The 15,427-nt window shown below is 72.2% G+C and carries 11 protein-coding genes; 9 read left to right on the top strand and 2 right to left on the bottom strand.

Features of this window, described 5'->3' with window-relative positions; genetic code table 11:
* Positions 1-57 precede the first annotated feature (57 nt).
* Positions 58-489: an ATP-binding protein gene (locus ACFV9W_RS07750; protein WP_385756642.1), complete on the top strand. Its 432-nt coding sequence runs from the start codon at positions 58-60 to the stop codon at positions 487-489.
* A gap of 7 nt (positions 490-496) precedes the next feature.
* On the opposite strand, the gene ACFV9W_RS07745 is transcribed toward ACFV9W_RS07750, so the two are convergent.
* Positions 497-2,230 carry an MFS transporter gene (locus tag ACFV9W_RS07745; protein ID WP_385756640.1) on the bottom strand — a complete coding sequence of 578 codons (1,734 nt, stop codon included), beginning with the start codon at positions 2,228-2,230 and terminating at the stop codon, positions 497-499.
* 322 nt (positions 2,231-2,552) lie between these two features.
* On the opposite strand from ACFV9W_RS07745, the gene ACFV9W_RS07740 reads away from it, so the two are divergent.
* The 7 genes from ACFV9W_RS07740 (at position 2,553) to ACFV9W_RS07710 (ending at position 13,143) form a co-directional block, all read left to right on the top strand.
* Positions 2,553-4,733 carry an acyl-CoA dehydrogenase gene (locus ACFV9W_RS07740; protein WP_385756638.1) on the top strand — a complete coding sequence of 727 codons (2,181 nt, stop codon included), beginning with the start codon at positions 2,553-2,555 and terminating at the stop codon, positions 4,731-4,733.
* Between the two features lie 66 nt (positions 4,734-4,799).
* The gene (locus ACFV9W_RS07735) at positions 4,800-5,723 is read left to right on the top strand and encodes a LysR substrate-binding domain-containing protein (protein WP_385756636.1); all 924 of its coding nucleotides are present in this window, start codon (positions 4,800-4,802) and stop codon (positions 5,721-5,723) included.
* 152 nt (positions 5,724-5,875) lie between these two features.
* Positions 5,876-7,204, top strand: a complete 1,329-nt coding sequence (locus tag ACFV9W_RS07730) for an MFS transporter (RefSeq protein ID WP_385756634.1) — start codon at positions 5,876-5,878, stop codon at positions 7,202-7,204.
* A 249-nt stretch (positions 7,205-7,453) separates the two neighbouring features.
* Positions 7,454-9,112 (top strand): acyl-CoA dehydrogenase family protein, encoded by a 1,659-nt coding sequence (locus ACFV9W_RS07725; RefSeq protein ID WP_385756632.1) that lies wholly within the window; start codon positions 7,454-7,456, stop codon positions 9,110-9,112.
* The gene (locus ACFV9W_RS07720; RefSeq protein ID WP_385756630.1) at positions 9,105-10,289 is read left to right on the top strand and encodes a CaiB/BaiF CoA transferase family protein; all 1,185 of its coding nucleotides are present in this window, start codon (positions 9,105-9,107) and stop codon (positions 10,287-10,289) included. The genes ACFV9W_RS07725 and ACFV9W_RS07720 overlap by 8 nt, the downstream gene beginning before the upstream one ends.
* 97 nt (positions 10,290-10,386) lie before the next feature.
* Entirely contained in the window at positions 10,387-11,577 is a 1,191-nt protein-coding gene (locus ACFV9W_RS07715) for a lipid-transfer protein (RefSeq protein WP_385756629.1), read from the top strand.
* A gap of 96 nt (positions 11,578-11,673) precedes the next feature.
* A complete protein-coding gene (locus tag ACFV9W_RS07710; RefSeq protein ID WP_385756628.1) occupies positions 11,674-13,143 on the top strand; it encodes a DHA2 family efflux MFS transporter permease subunit in 1,470 nt (489 codons plus the stop codon).
* Positions 13,144-13,147: 4 nt separating this feature from the next.
* Here ACFV9W_RS07710 and ACFV9W_RS07705 read toward each other — a convergent pair whose 3' ends face one another.
* Complete coding sequence (locus tag ACFV9W_RS07705) at positions 13,148-13,855, bottom strand: TetR/AcrR family transcriptional regulator (protein WP_385756626.1); 708 nt, start codon at positions 13,853-13,855, stop codon at positions 13,148-13,150.
* Positions 13,856-13,963: 108 nt separating this feature from the next.
* Between ACFV9W_RS07705 and ACFV9W_RS07700 the strand changes: the two genes are divergently transcribed.
* Positions 13,964-15,406, top strand: a complete 1,443-nt coding sequence (locus tag ACFV9W_RS07700) for an MFS transporter (RefSeq protein ID WP_385756625.1) — start codon at positions 13,964-13,966, stop codon at positions 15,404-15,406.
* Positions 15,407-15,427 lie beyond the last annotated feature (21 nt).

Here is a 15,427-nt window from a genome sequence, read left to right as displayed (position 1 = left end):
CGCGGCGTTTCGATCACGACGTAGCCGAGAGTAATCGAACCGCTCCACGCTGGTGACATGAATCACGTAACTGACGCCCCGGAGCCGGGACTTGCCGAGTCCTACGGTTTCGGCCTCACCGTGGGTGAGCACAGCGCCCGGCACCTGCGCCGCATCCTGCGGATCCACCTCGGGGAGTGGGGATTGCCGGGGCTCGCCGACGATGCCGGGCTCGCGCTGACGGAACTGGTCGCCAACGTCGTCCGCCATGTGCCGGAGCGGCGCTGCACGGTGCGAATGATGCGGACGGACGGCGACGGGGTGCGTGTCGAAGTCGCTGACGCGCACCCCGGGGTGCCCGTGCCGCAGGACCTCACCCGTGGTGAACTCGCCGAGTCCGGACGTGGTCTTGCCATGGTGGCGGCGCTGGTCACCCGGTGGGGCGTCGTGGTGCACGACGCGCCCCGCACCGGGAAGACCGTCTGGTTCGAGTGCGCCGTCGGCGAGTAGCCCGCGCCTATCGAACCGTCTCGGCGAGCGTCTCAAGTGCCAGGTCCACTCGCACCGGACGGTTCTCGCCGTGGTGCGTGGCGGCCGAGGCGCGCGGGGCGTGGCCGGAGGCGGTGGTCGCGAGGACGTAGGAGCCGCCCGCCGGGACGTCGAGGGCGTACGCGCCGTCCGGGTCCGTGAGGGCGGCGCCCGCCTGGCGGCCGCGGCGGTCGATGAGGGTGACCTTGGCGCGGTGGACCGGCAGGCCGGCCGGGTCGAGGACGCGGCCGTGGAACTGCGCGGCGAGGGCCTCCTCGGCGCGCTCCAGGGCGGCGTCCTCCTCGCTGCTGGCGCGGAGCTGAACCGTCGGCTTGAGGCGGCTCGGCAGGCCGATCGCGAGCAGGAGGCCCACCGCGACGGCGGCCGTGGCGATGAGGAAGGAGACCCGGAAGCCGTGCATCGTCGGGACGGCGACGCCGCCCACGTTGTTCGCCGTGTTGGCCAGGACCATGCCGATGACGGCCGAGGACACCGACGTACCGATGGAGCGCATCAGGGTGTTGAGGCCGGTGGCCGCACCCGTCTCGGACGGGTCCACCGCGCCGATGATCAGGGCCGGCAGGGAGGAGTAGGCGAGGCCGATGCCCGCGCCGATCAGGACCGAGATGATGATGGTCTGCCAGGCGGCGCTCATCAGACCGAGGCCCGCGCCGTAGCCGATCGCGATGATCAGCATGCCGAGGATCAGGGTGACCTTCGCGCCGAACTTGGCGGAGAGCCGGGCGTAGACCGGCGCCGTCAGCATCATCGTCAGGCCGAGCGGCGCCACGCACAGGCCGGCGACGACCATGGACTGGCCGAGGCCGTAGCCGGTGGCCGACGGCAGCTGGAGGAGCTGCGGGAGGACCAGGGAGATCGCGTAGAACGCGACCCCGACCATGATCGAGGCCAGGTTGGTGAGCAGGACCGTGCGGCGGACCGTCGTGCGCAGGTCCACCAGCGGGGCCTTGAGGCGCAGCTCCATGAAGCCCCACGCGACGAGGACGACGAGCGCCGCGGCGAACAGGCCGAGCGTCGTGCCCGAACTCCAGCCCCAGTCGCTGCCCTTGGTGATGGGCAGCAGGAAGAGGATGAGGCCGAGGGTGAGGCCGAGGGCGCCCGCGATGTCGAAGGTGCCCTGGGCGCGCAGCGGGCTCTCCGGGACGAAGACGAGCGTGAGGACGATTCCGACGACGCCGAGGCCCGCGGCGCCGAAGAACAACGCGTGCCAGTCGGCGTGCTGGGCGACGAGCGCGGCCGCCGGGAGGGCGAGGCCGCCGCCGACGCCGATGGAGGAGGACATCAGGGCCATCGCCGAGCCGAGCTTCTCCCGCGGCAGCATGTCCCGCATCAGGCCGATGCCGAGCGGGATGGCGCCCATGGCGAAGCCCTGGAGCGCGCGGCCCACGATCATGACGATCAGGTTGTCCGTGAAGCCGCAGACCAGGGAGCCGAACACCATGATGGCGAGGCTGGTGAGCAGCATCCGGCGCTTGCCGGCCAGGTCACCGAGGCGGCCCATGATCGGGGTGGAGACGGCGCCCGCGAGGAGCGTCGACGTCATGACCCAGGTGGCGTTGGAGGGGGCGGTGTTCAGCAGCTCGGGCAGGTCCTTGATCACCGGCACGAGCAGCGTCTGCATGACCGCCACGGTGATGCCGGCGAAGGCGAGGACGGGGACGACGCCGCCTGAAGGGCGGGCTTGAGTCGTCGGCTGGGACATGAAGAAAGGCCTCCGGAAGGCGGTCTCGGTCCACGTACTGAGACGTGACGCTTGGGACGGCGAACGCGCGCCGCCGGGTTCGGGGCGCGCGTTGTGCGGTCGGTGTGCGGGCCGTCCGCGGTCGGTGCGCGGACAGTCTGCGGACGGGTTGTGTGTATGTCGAACCGGTTCGCTGGGGCGACTATTCCGACGGTCGTCGTACGAGCGGAATCCTTTACCTCTTCATTACGTCGCCGGTCGGTGAACGCTTGTTTCCGATGTTTCTGACCCAGTGTCAGATTTTGTCTTCCGGTCTACTGGAACGTGTTCTACCGTGCGCCGCATGGGCATCGCCATCACGCAGGAACAGCGGGAACTCGCGGACGCCGTGCGCGGTTGGATCGCGCGCGCCGTACCGCCCGACGAGGTGCGCAAGCTGCTCGACGCCCCGGCCGCGCCGGGCCGCCGCCCCTCCTACTGGGACGGCGTCGCGGGCCAGGGCCTGCTCGGGGTGCACCTCCCCGAGCCGTACGGCGGCGGGGGCGGCACCCTGCTCGATCTCGCGGTGGTCGTGGAGGAGGCGGGCCGCGCGGCGCTGCCCGGGCCCTTCGTCGGCGGCGTGCTCGCGGCGGAGGTGCTGCGCAGGGCCGGGCAGCGGGACCTGGCCCGTTCCCTCGCCGAAGGGGAGCGGATCGGCGCCGTCGCGTTCGGGCCCGGCGGGCTCAGCGCCGTCGCGGGCCCCGACGGGCTGGTGCTCGACGGGGTCGCGCCGCCCGTCCTCACCGGCGCCGACGCCGACCTCCTCGTACTCGCGGCGGAGAGCGCGGACGGCGTGGTGTGGTGCGCCGTCGACGCGGAGGGTCCCGGTCTCACCGTGCGGGTGCACGAGAGCGGTGACCCGACCCGGCCCACCGCCGAGGTCACGGCGACCGGGGCCGTCGTGCCCGCCGACCGGATCCTCGACGTCGACGGCACCCTCGTGCGCGACCTCGCGGGCGTACTGCTGGCCGCCGACGCCTGCGGCACCGCCGCCTGGGCGCTGCACGCCGCGGCCGAACACGCCAAGGTGCGCGAGCAGTTCGGGCGGCCCATCGGCCGGTTCCAGGGCGTCAAGCACCTGTGCGCGGACATGCTGGTACGGGTCGAGCAGGCGGCGGCGCTGGTCTGGGACGCGGCACGAGCCCTGGAGGAGGGCGAGGGGGGCGAGGACGTGCGCGGGCTCGTCGCCGCGCTCGCGGCGGGGGCCGCGCTCGACGCCGCGTACTCCTGCGCCAAGGACTGCATCCAGATCCTCGGCGGGATCGGCTTCACCTGGGAGCACGACGCCCACCTCTATCTGCGCCGCGCCGTCGTCGCCCGCCAGCTGCTCGGCGCGGGCGACACGCACCGGCTGCGCGCCGTGCGGCTCGCCGAGTCCGGCGTGCGCCGCGAGCTGCGGTTCGCGCTGCCCGCGGAGGCGGACGGCTACCGGGAGGCGGCCCGGGCGGTCATCGAGGGTGCGCGGGGCCTCGACCCGAAGGCCGCGAGGAAGGTTCTCGCGCCGACCGGGTACGCGGCACCGCACCTCCCGGCCCCGTACGGCCTCGGTGCGGGCCCGGTCCAACAGCTCGCGGTACAGCAGGAGTTGAAGGAGGCCGGGGTGAAGCTGAGCGACCTCGGCATCGCCACATGGGTCGTCCCCTCCCTCATCTCGTACGGCACCCAGGAGCAGCGCGACCGGTACCTCCCGGCGACCCTGCGCGGCGAGACGCTGTGGTGCCAGCTCTTCTCGGAACCGGGCGCAGGCTCCGACCTCGCCTCGCTCCGCACGAAAGCGGAGCGGCTGCCCGACGGGCGGTGGCGGATCAACGGGCAGAAGGTGTGGACGAGCGCCGCGCAATGGGCCGACCACGGCATCCTGCTCGCCCGCACCAACCCGGACGCGCCCAAGCACAAGGGCCTCACGTACTTCGTCCTCGACATGAAGACCACCGACGGCATCGACATCCGGCCGCTGCGCGAGATCACCGGCGACTCCCTCTTCAACGAGGTCTACTTCGACGACGTGGTGCTGCCCGCCGACGCGGTCGTCGGCGAGGTCGACGACGGCTGGCGGGTCGCCCGCCACACCCTCGGCAACGAACGCGTCCACATGGCCGACCAGTTGACCTTCGACACCGGCCTCGAGGCACTGCTCGCGCGGGCCGGTGACCTGGACGGGGCGTACCGGGCGAGGATCGGCGCGCTCGCGGCGGAGGCGCACGCGCTGGGATGCATCGGACTCCGTACGACCATGCAGCAGGTCGAGGGCGTGGAGCCGGGGGCGGGCGCCTCCGTGCGGAAACTGGTGCAGACGCCGCACCAGCAGAAGGTCGCGGAACTGGCCCTCGAACTCCTCGGCCCGGCGGGGGCGCTCCGCGAAGGGGCGGGGGAGCGGGCGCTGCACGGGTTCCTGTTGTCGCGGTGTCTGACGATTGCCGGGGGGACGACGCAGGTGCAGCTCAACGTGGTGGCCGAGAGGATCCTGGGTCTGCCGAGGGATTAGCGGAACCGGCAGGGGCTCTGCCCCTGCACCTCGCTGCTCAATCGCCGCAGGGGCTTGAATGGGTCCGTGGAACTGAAACACCTCACCGGGTTCGTGGCCGTCGCAGAGGAGCTGCACTTTGGGCGGGCTGCCGAGCGGCTGCATATCGCCCAGTCGCCGCTCAGCCAGCAGATCAAGCTGCTCGAACGCGATCTGGGCGTGAAGCTCTTCGACCGGACCACCCGCACCGTCCGCCTCACCTCCGCCGGGCAGGCGCTCGTGGAGCCGGCCAGGAAGCTGCTCGCGGACGCGTCGTCCGTGCGCAGGACGGTGCGGGCCGCGCATCTGGGGGAGGTGGGGCGGGTGTCCGTCGGGTTCGCCGGGGCCAGCAGCTATGCGGCGCTGCCGCTGCTCACCCGGGCCGTGACGTCCCAACTGCCGGGGATCGAGCTGGTGTTGGAGGGGCAGACCTACAGCGGCGAGGCGCTGCGCCGGGTCACCGACGGCACGCTCGACCTCGGGTTCGTGGCGCTGCCTGTACGGCGCGGCATCACCGCCCGCGTCGTCCGCATGGAGCGCCTCGTCCTCGCCCTGCCCGACAGCCACCCGCTAGCGGACCATGCCGAGGTCCCCGTGCGTGCGCTCGCCGACGAACCCATCGTCACCTTCCCGCTCTCCCGCGAGTCGGCGGTGCGGGACGCCATGGTGCAGGCGTGCCACGACGCCGGGTTCGCGCCCCGGATCGCGCAGGAGGCCCCGGACTCGTACAACATGCTGGCGCTCGTCGGCGCGGGCGTCGGCGTCGCGGTCGTCGTCGAGTCGGCGCGCAACATCCACCTGGAGCACGTCGTGTTCCGGCCGCTGGCCGGGGACGAGGTGCCGGTCCTGCCGATCGCGCTCGGCTGGCGCAGCGGCAACCCGTCGGCGGCGCTCCAGGCGGTGCTGCGGGTGGCGCGGGACGTGCTGCCGACGCCGGACGACGCCCCGGAGGCCCCGAACTCCCGCAGCTGATTGTCCTCGATCACAGCTCAATCGGACCCGGAATTGGTCTTGGACAGCGCCTAATGCGTGGGGGCAGAGTGATCCGCGTCTCGCGACGGAGCGTGCACGGGCCGCGGTGTCCGCGCCACGGGCGGGACCCGCCGCACCGAGAGGACGCTCGCATGCCGCAAGACGCCCCCGCGCAGCCCGCCACCGAACCCGCCCCGGACCCCGCACTCGCCAAGGACGCCCGCCGCGCCGGAGTCACCGCGTTCGTCGGCACCACCATCGAGTGGTTCGACTTCTACATCTACGGATCGGCGTCCGCGCTGGTCCTCGGCAAGATCTTCTTCGCCGACGCCTCGCCCGCCGTCGGCACGCTCGCCGCGTTCGCCACGTTCTGGGTCGGCTTCCTCGCCCGCCCCCTCGGCGGCCTGATCTTCGGGCACTTCGGCGACAAGTACGGCCGCAAGAAGGCCCTGATCACCACGCTCACCATGATGGGCGGCGCTACGTTCTGCGTCGGGCTCCTGCCCGGATACGACCGGATCGGCGCCGCCGCCCCGATCCTGCTGGTGCTGCTCCGCATGATCCAGGGCGTCGCGATGGGCGGCGAATGGGGCGGCGCGGTGCTCATCGCCACCGAGTACGCGCCACCCAAGCGGAAGCTGCTGTACGGGGCGTTCGCCCAACAGGGCTCGCCGGTCGGCAATCTGCTCGCCACGCTCGCCTTCCTGGGTATCGCCCAACTCCCGGACGCGGCCTTCGAGTCGTGGGGGTGGCGGGTGCCGTTCCTGTTCTCGGCGGTGCTGGTCGCGGTCGGGCTGTTCATCCGGCTGAAGCTCGCCGAGACGCCGGAGATGCGGGCCGCGCTCGCCCGCAACAAGCCGGTCAAGCTGCCCATCAAGACCGTGCTCAGCCGCTATCCGCTGTTGGTGTTCCTGGGCGTGCTCGCGGGGACCGCAGGTGTCGCCATCACCTACGTGAAGACGACGTTCGCCCTGTCGTGGGCCACGTCCGACCTGGACTTCGACCGGTCGACGTTCCTCACCGTCATCGCGCTCGCCCTCGTGGTGCAGGTGATCGTGCAGCCCTTCGGGGCGGTGCTCGCGACCAAGTGGCCGGTGCGCAAGGCCGTGTTGTGGATGCTGGTCCCCGAATTCGTGGTGCTGCCGGTGATGTTCGTGCTCGTCGGCACGGGCAACTTCTGGCTCGCCGTCCTCGGCATGGGGCTCGCCACGTTTCCGCATGCCATGTACTACGCGGCGCTCGCCGGGATCCTCGCGCGGGTCTTCCCCGTCGAGGTCCGGTACACCGGGATGTCGTTGTCGTACCAGCTGTGCACGACGTTGTTCGCCGGTACGGCGCCGATCGTCTCGCAGTATCTGCTGACCTCGTTCGACTCGATCTGGCCGGTCGTCGCGCTCGGGATGGCGTACGTGGGGATCACGTTGGCGGGGGTGCTGCCGCTCTTGGCCCGGACCGGTTCCGGCACGCCCAGCCGCCCCTAGGCCACGGGGCTCCGCCCCGGACCCCGCGCCTCAAGCGCCGGCGGGGCTTCAAAAGATCGGGGCTCCGCCCCGGGCCCCGCGGGCTCTCGTCCAAGAGCGGGGCTTGATTTGAGCGCCGGTCGGGCTCGATGCCCGGCCGGCGGACTCGATGAGAGTCGGCCATTGGAGCCCCTGCGGCGATTGAGCAGCGGGGGCCGGGGCGGAGCCCCGTGGCCTTGAACACTTTCACCTGACACCTGGAGTCGTCCCATGAACTACGCCGACCGTGACCCGGCTCTCCGCCCCCTCCTCGACCGCGTGCTGTCCGCCGAGGACCGCGGCCGGATCGAACCCCACCTGGTCGAACTCGGAGAGCTCGCCGCCGGGGAGCTCGACCGGCACGCCGCCCTCGCGGACGCCAACCCGCCCCACCTCGTCCCGTACGCGCCGGACGGCACCCGTATCGACGAGATCGCCTTCCACCCCGCCCACGACCGCGCCGCCGCCATCGCCTACGAACGGTTCGGCCTCGCCGCGATGTCGCACAGGCCCGGCGTCCTCGGCTGGCCGACCAAGGTGCCGCACACCGTCAAGTACGCCCTGTCGTACCTCTACGTACAGTCCGAGTTCGGCATGGCCTGCCCGCTGTCGATGACCGACTCCGCCGCCCGCATCCTGCGCCTCTTCGACCCCGAGCGGTACGCCGCCGAGATCGCCGCCCTGTCCTCCACCGACCCCGAACTCCGGGCCACCGGCGCGATGTTCATGACGGAGAAGCAGGGGGGAACGGACGTAGGACTGACGGAGACCGTCGCCACCGAACACCACGACCACTGGACCCTCACCGGCAAGAAGTGGTTCGCCTCCAACCCGTCCGCCGATGTGATCCTCACCCTCGCCCGCGTCCCCGGCCAGGGCGAAGGCACCCGAGGGCTCGGCATGTTCCTCGTGCCGCGCCTGCGCCCCGACGGCACGCGCAACGCCATCCGTATCGACCGCCTCAAGGACAAGCTGGGATCGAAGTCCATCGCGAGCGGCGAGGTCACCCTCGAAGAGGCGTACGCGACCCCCGTCGGTCAACTCGCCAACGGTTTCCGGCAGATGGCCGAGATGCTCAACGTCTCGCGTCTCTCCAACGCCATGCGCGCCACCGCCCTGATGCGCCGCGCGGTCCGCGAGTCCGTCGACCACACCCGCGTACGGAACGTCTTCGGCAAGCCCCTCTTCGACCAGCCGCTGATGCGGGCGACGCTGCTGCCGATGATCCTCGACACGGAGGCCGCCCTGCACCTGGTCCTCGAAGCCGCCGCCCGGCTCACCGCCGCCGACGAAGGAGACGCCGCCGCCCGCGCGCTCGTCCGCGTCCTCACCCCGCTCGCCAAGCACACCCTGTGCAAGCGCGCCCGCACCGTCACCGGCGAGGCCATGGAAATCCGCGGCGGCAACGGCTACATCGAGGACTGGGTCAACCCGCGCCTCGTCCGCGACGCCCACCTCGGGTCCATCTGGGAGGGCTCGTCGAACGTCATCGCCCTCGACGTGCTGCGCTGCATGCGCCGCCAGAACGCCCACCACACCCTCGCCGACACGTACGGAGACCGGCCGGCGACCGCGGACAGGTGGGACCTCCTCCGCAAGAAGGGTGATGCGATCCTCCAACTCCCGCAGGACGAGCAGGAGATGCGCATCGGGCGGTACGCCGGCGAACTCACCCGCGCCGTCATGGAGACGCTCCTGTACGAGCAGGCCGAGCACGAGGCCCGCACGAGCGGTGACGGTCGCGCGCTGCTCGTCGCCCGCACGTACACGGCGCTCGCCGACGACCCGGACGCGCTTCCGCGCCCCGCCCTCGACCACTTCGCCGCGCTCGCCGACGGCGGCCCGGTCCCGCTCGCCGAACTCTCGTCCGAGGAGGCCCACCGTGCCTGACAACGCGCCGCTGACCGGCATGAAGGTCGTAGACCTCTCGAAGATCCTCGCGGGCCCCTACGTCACCATGTCCCTCGCCGACCTCGGCGCCGACGTCATCAAGGTCGAGCACCCCGAGGGCGGCGACCCCACCCGCTCCTGGGGCCCGCCCTTCAACGGCCCCGACGCCACCTACTACTTGGCGGCCAACCGCAACAAGCGCTCCGTCGCCCTCGACCTCAAGTCCGAGGCGGGGCAGGAGGCCGTGCACCGGATGCTCGCCGACGCGGACGTCATGGTGGAGAACTTCCGTCCCGGCTCCTCCCTCGCCCGCCTCTTCGACTACAAGGAGCTGAGCGCCCGCTACCCGCGCCTGGTCATCCTGCACATCTCCGCCTTCGGCGACACGGGCCCGCTGCGCGACGAACCGGGCTACGACATGGTGGCGCAGGCGAGCGCCGGCCTGATGTCCCTCACGGGGGAGCCGGACGGGCCGCCGGTCAAGGCGGGTTACGCGATGGGCGACCTCGGCGCTGCCCTCTTCGGCCTGGTCGGCGTCAACGCGGCCCTCGTCGAGCGCGAGCGCACGGGTCGCGGCCAGTACGTCACGACCTCCCTCTACGAGTCCCAGCTCGCCCTGCACATCAACTGGGCGACGGGCTACTTCGCGACGGGGGAGCGGCCGGGGCGCCTCGGTTCGGGGCACCCGAGCCTCGTGCCGTACCAGGCGTACCGGGCCGCCGACGGGCACTTCGTGATCGCGGTCGGCAACGACGCGCTGTTCCGCCGCCTCGTGACCGCGCTCGGCCACCCGGAGTGGGCGGACGACGAGCGCTTCGCGGCGAACAGGGACCGGGTGACGCACCGGGCGGCCCTGAACGCCAAGCTGGAGGCGGTCCTCGTCGACGAACCGGTGGCCCACTGGGTGGACCTGCTGAAGCCCCTCGGCGTACCCGTCACCCCCATCCGCACCCTCGACGAGGTCTACGACTGCCCGCAGACGGCGGCCCTCGGCATGGTGCAGAAGGTCGACCACCCGGAGGTGGGGCCGCTGGAACAGGTCGCGTTCCCCGTCACGTTCCGAGGCGTCCGCCCGCCGGTGCGCTCGGCGCCGCCGACACTGGGCCTGCACAGCCGGGAGGTACTGGCGGAAATCGGTTACGGGGAGGCGGAGATCGACCGCTTGCTGTGCCCCTGAGACCTTCCGCACCCTTCCGTTGCGGGCCCCACCCTGCCACCATCTGACGAACCGTCAGATCCACGATTCAGGCAGTACGTCAGGAGGGCCCGCAGCCATGAAGTCGTACATCGTCGGCGTCGGCATGACCAGGTTCGAGAAGCCCGAGACCCGGGACTGGCAGTACTGGGACATGGTGAAGGAGGCGGGCGGCGCGGCGCTCGCCGACGCCGGGGTCTCCTACGCGGACGTCCAGCAGGCACCCGTCGGCTACTGCTTCCAGGCGTCGACGGCGGGCCAACGCGCCGCCTACGAACTGGGACTGACCGGCATCCCGGTCTACAACGTCAACAACAACTGCGCGACCGGCTCGACCGCGCTGATGATGGCCCGGCAGTTCGTCGAGGGCGGGATCAGCGACTGCGTGCTCGCGCTCGGCTTCGAGAAGATGCAGCGCGGCGCGCTCGGGGGAGGGGCCGACGGGGGCGACTTCAAGACATCCCCCGTGGCCCGGCACTACGGGATCATGGCGGCCCGGCACGGCTTCGAGATGAGCCCGCCCACCGCCCAGATCTTCGGCGACGCCGCGCGCGAGCACATGGAGAAGTACGGCACGACCGAGGCGCAGCTCGCGGCCGTGGGCGCCAAGAACCACCGCCACTCCGTGAACAACCCGTACGCCCAGTTCCAGGACGCGTACACGGTCGAGGAGATCCTCGCCGCCAAGACCATCCACATGCCGCTCACCAAGCTCCAGTGCTCACCCACCTCGGACGGCGCGGCGGCTGCGGTCGTCGTCTCCGAACGCTTCGTCGAGGAACGCGGCCTCGGCGACAAGGCGGTCGAGATCGCCGCCCAGTCGATGACGACGGACACGGAGGAGTCCTTCGCGTCCGGCTCCTGCATCGACGTGGTCGGACAGCCGATGTCGCGGGAGGCGGCCCGGCAGGTCTACGAGACGTCCGGCCTCGGCATCGAGGACGTCGACGTCGTCGAGCTCCACGACTGCTTCTCCGTCAACGAACTCCTCACGTACGAGGCGCTCGGCATGTGCGCCGAGGGCGAGTCCGGCAAGCTCGTCGAGTCCGGCGCGACGACGTACGGCGGCACGTGGGTGGTGAACCCCTCCGGCGGCCTCATCTCCAAGGGCCACCCCCTGGGCGCGACCGGCATCGCCCAAGCAGCGGAACTCACCTGGCAGTTGCGGGGCGAATCGGGCCCTCGCCAGGTCCCGAACGCCCGGGTCGCCCTCGCCCACAACATCGGCCTCGGAGGGGCGGCGGTGGTGACGATGCTGCGGCGGGGGTGACAGGCCCTAGGACCACGGTCCTATGCCGGACGACCCACCTCTGGTGCGGCGAAATCCGGATGTACGGGGTGTCGGGGGACTGAGACCATGACACGCATGGCCCAGACTCCCCCCGACGCCGCCTCCGAAGCGGCCTCCGACGACGCGATACGTTCCCGTTCCCGTGGCCGTGCTGGTGCCGCTCCGCCCGCCTGGCTGGTGGTGGCCGTGGCCTGTGCCGGGCAGTTCCTCGTCGTCCTCGACGTGTCCGTGGTGAACGTGGCGCTGCCGTCGATGCGCGCCGATCTCGGGCTCAGCGCGAGCGGGTTGCAGTGGGTGGTGAACGCGTACTCGATCGCGTTCGCGGGCTTCATGCTGCTCGGCGGCCGGGCCGGTGACCTCTTCGGGCGCAAGCGGATGTTCCTCGTCGGGCTCGGCCTGTTCACGCTCGCGTCGCTCGCGGGCGGCCTCGCGCAGGAGGGCTGGCAGTTGCTCGCGGCGCGGGCCGTGCAGGGGCTCGGCGCGGCCGTTCTCGCGCCGTCCACCCTGACGATCCTGACCTCCGCCGTGCCCGAGGGCGCCGCGCGGGCCCGCGCCATCGCCACGTGGACCGCGGTCGGCGCGGGCGGCGGCGCGGCGGGCGGGCTCGTCGGCGGTGTGCTCACCGAGGGGCTCAACTGGCGCTGGGTGCTGCTCATCAACGTCCCGCTGGGCGCGGTCGTCCTCGCGGCGGCGGCCCGCTGGATCCGGGAGTCCCGCGCGGGCGGCGAGCGCCGCCTCGACCTGCCGGGCGCGGTCCTCGTGACGGCGGGCACGGCGGTCCTCGCGTACGGCATCGTGCAGACGGAGGAGCAGGGGTGGGGCGACGCGGCGACGCTGGTGCCGCTGGGCGTCGCGCTGGTCCTCATCGCCGCGTTCCTGGCCGTCGAGGCCCGTACGCGCCTGCCGCTGATGCCGCTGTCGCTGTTCAAGGTGCGCTCGGTGGCGGTCGCGAACGCGGCGATGTTCGTGTGCGGCATGGGCTCGTTCGCCATGTGGTTCTTCATGACGCTGTACGCGCAGAACGTGCTCGGCTACACGCCCATCGAGGCGGGACTCGCCCTCGTACCCAGCTCGCTCGCCGTCGTCATCGGCTCGAAGTTCGCGCCGCGCCTCATGCCGCGGTTCGGCGCGCGGAACGTGGCGGTGGCCGGCGTGCTCATCACCTCGGCCGGGTTCCTGTGGCAGTCGACGATGAGCGCGGACGGCGACTACGTCACCACGATCATGCTGCCCGGCATCGTGATGATGGCGGGCGCCGGCTGCGCGATGACCCCGCTGGCCTCCCTGGCCACCTCCGGCGCCGCCCCGGGCGACGCGGGCCTCGTGTCGGGCCTGGTCAACACGTCCCGCACGCTCGGCGGCGCGCTCGGCCTCGCGATCCTCTCGACGGTGGCCACGAGCCGCTCCGCGGGCGCGGTGGACCCGGTGGCACTGACCCGCGGCTACGCGGGCGCGTTCGCCACGGGCGCGGGCATCCTGGTCGTGGCCGCCGCGGTGCTGCTGGCGGGCATGCGGGCGGCGAAGCCGGAGCCCGGTGGCGAGTGAGCCGTCAGGGGCGCGGTGACCCTCCGGCGGCCGTGAGTTCGGCGCGGATGTGTGTGGTCACGGCGGAGACGAGCCGCTCGAACTGCTCGTCCGCGGTGGGCAGGGGCAGCGCGGCGGCCCGGCGCAGGGTGGGAATGTCGAGATCCGCGTGATCCTCCAGCCAGGAGTCGGGGACGAGCGCGCTCCGGTCCGCCCCCGCCGCGTCGGCGGGCTGGTCGACCAGGAGCGCGAAGGAGAGCACGAGCAGGGAGAGATGGCGGTGGGCCGAGAGCGCCGCCGGGATGTCGAGGCCGATCTCCGTCAGGAGCGCGAGGAAGCGGTCCAGGTTGAGCAGCCGGTTGGGGTGCACCGACGTCGGGGGCGTGTCCTCGTCGACGGAGACGAGCAGCGCACGGGGCCACCGGCGGTACAGCTCCCGCAGTGAGCCCGCGTAGTCGGCGACCGACGCCTCCCACGTCTCGGGGTGCATCGGGGGCGGGGTCCACGAGGCGAGCATGAGGTCGACGACGAGATCGACGACCTCCCGGCGGTCCTCCACGTAGTTGTACAACGCCCGCACGGTGACGCCCAGTTCGGCCGCCAGGGCGCGCATCGTGATGGACGGGAACCCTTGCGCGCCGGCCATCTCCAGGGCCTTGGCGGCGATGATCTCGCGCGTGAGGACCGGGCGTCCCTTGCGCGTGGCGGGGCGGCGGCGGGAGGTCTCGGGCATGGCGTCAGCGTACGGCCCCCGCTTGAACTTCACACATGTTGACTTTTACGGGTGCGCACCTCAGGCTGGCCACGCCACGCTCGTCCGCACCAGGAGATCGGATCCCGCATGCCGGTTCGGAAGTCCCGCCGCCTGCCGCCGCCGAGCGGCGTCCTGGTCCTCGTGATGGCCTCCACCGGGCTGGTCGTCGTCGACCTCACGATCGTGGCCGTCGGGCTTCCGCTGATCGCCGGGGACGTGGCCGGCGGGGCCTCCGCGGAGTCCGTGGTGGTGACCTACATGGTCGCCATGGGCACGCTCACCCAGGTCGTCGGAAGCCTCTCCGACCGGTGGGGCCGACGCCCGCTGTTCCTGGCCGGGATCGCCGTGTTCACCCTGGCCTCGCTCGCCGCGACCGTGGCGCCGAGCCTGCTGTGGCTGAACGTCGCCCGCGTGCTCCAGGGCGCGGGCGCCGCGGTGATCATGGTGAACGCTATTCCGCTGCTCTCCGGCCGCTACACCGGCGAGGAGCGCAACCTCGCCATCGGCGCCTGGGGTTCGTTCGCGACCGCGGCCGGCCTCCTCGCGCCGACGCTCGGCGGGCTGCTCGTCGACTCGCTGGGCTGGCGGGCGGTCTTCGCGGTCAACCTGCCGCTCGGGGCGGCGGTCTGGCTGCTCGCCGTACGCGTACTGCCGCGCTCCCCCGCGACGTCACCGGCGGGGCGGACGGACTGGCTCGGCAGCCTGCTGCTCATGTGCGGGCTCGGCACGGCGACCCTCGTGATGCTCCGCCCCGACGGCGCACCGTGGTCGGGACAGGACACCACGGCGCTGCTCATCGCCCCGGCGGCGCTGGCCGCCTTCATGGTCGTCCAGTTCCGCGTACCCGCGCCGACGCTCGACCTGCGGATGTTCGGCCGGCCCGCGTTCTCCGGCGCGATGCTGGCCATCTTCCTCTCCCGGGTCCTCACCATCGGCGGCTCGGTCCACCTGGTGCTGTACTTCTCCGACGGCCTCGGCCTGAGCCCGACCGGGGCGGGCCTGCTGATGACCCCGATCTTCGTCGCCCAGCTCGTCATGGGCATGGTCGGCTCCAAGCTGCTCAGCCATTGGGCACCCGGCCTGGTGATCGGTTCCGGCTACGCGCTCAAGGGGGTCGGCCTGGCCGCACTGGCGTTGCTGATCACCCCCGATACGGCGTGGTGGGCGCTGCTCGTGCCGCTGCTCGCCTGGGGAGCCGGCGGCGGGATCGCCGGTGCGCCCGTCATGGCCGTCGCCGTGCGGGTCACGGCACCCGAACGGGTCGGCATGGTCGCCGGGACCGTCTCCACCCTGGCTTCGCTCGGCGCGGGCGTCGGGACCGCCGCGCTCGGCATGGTGTTCGCCCTCCAGGGAGGCCAGGGAGGCCAGGGAGGCCAGGGAGGCCACGGCGGTCAGGCCGTCACCGACGGCGTCCGGGCCGTGCTGGGCGCGTCCGCGGCCCTCTCGGTCGTCGCCGTACTCGTCACCCTCGCGCTCATCGACCCGCGCCGCGTCCCGCGCCCGGACCGCAGCGAGGCGCCGGTGTCCTGAGGGCGGCGGGAGAGGCCCGGC

It is taken from the genome of Streptomyces sp. NPDC059897, from assembly GCF_042730865.1.
GTDB lineage: Bacteria > Actinomycetota > Actinomycetes > Streptomycetales > Streptomycetaceae > Streptomyces.
This window is presented reverse-complemented; position numbering and strand designations above follow the sequence as displayed.

Bases quoted from the DNA above. Each gene is read 5' to 3' on its own strand.
- ACFV9W_RS07750 (WP_385756642.1), top strand. From the start codon at position 58: ATGAATCACGTAACTGACGCCCCGGAGCCGGGACTTGCCGAGTCCTAC.
- ACFV9W_RS07745 (WP_385756640.1), bottom strand. From the start codon at position 2,230: ATGTCCCAGCCGACGACTCAAGCCCGCCCTTCAGGCGGCGTCGTCCCC.
- ACFV9W_RS07740 (WP_385756638.1), top strand. From the start codon at position 2,553: ATGGGCATCGCCATCACGCAGGAACAGCGGGAACTCGCGGACGCCGTG.
- ACFV9W_RS07730 (WP_385756634.1), top strand. From the start codon at position 5,876: ATGCCGCAAGACGCCCCCGCGCAGCCCGCCACCGAACCCGCCCCGGAC.
- ACFV9W_RS07725 (WP_385756632.1), top strand. From the start codon at position 7,454: ATGAACTACGCCGACCGTGACCCGGCTCTCCGCCCCCTCCTCGACCGC.
- ACFV9W_RS07715 (WP_385756629.1), top strand. From the start codon at position 10,387: ATGAAGTCGTACATCGTCGGCGTCGGCATGACCAGGTTCGAGAAGCCC.
- ACFV9W_RS07710 (WP_385756628.1), top strand. From the start codon at position 11,674: ATGGCCCAGACTCCCCCCGACGCCGCCTCCGAAGCGGCCTCCGACGAC.
- ACFV9W_RS07705 (WP_385756626.1), bottom strand. From the start codon at position 13,855: ATGCCCGAGACCTCCCGCCGCCGCCCCGCCACGCGCAAGGGACGCCCG.
- ACFV9W_RS07700 (WP_385756625.1), top strand. From the start codon at position 13,964: ATGCCGGTTCGGAAGTCCCGCCGCCTGCCGCCGCCGAGCGGCGTCCTG.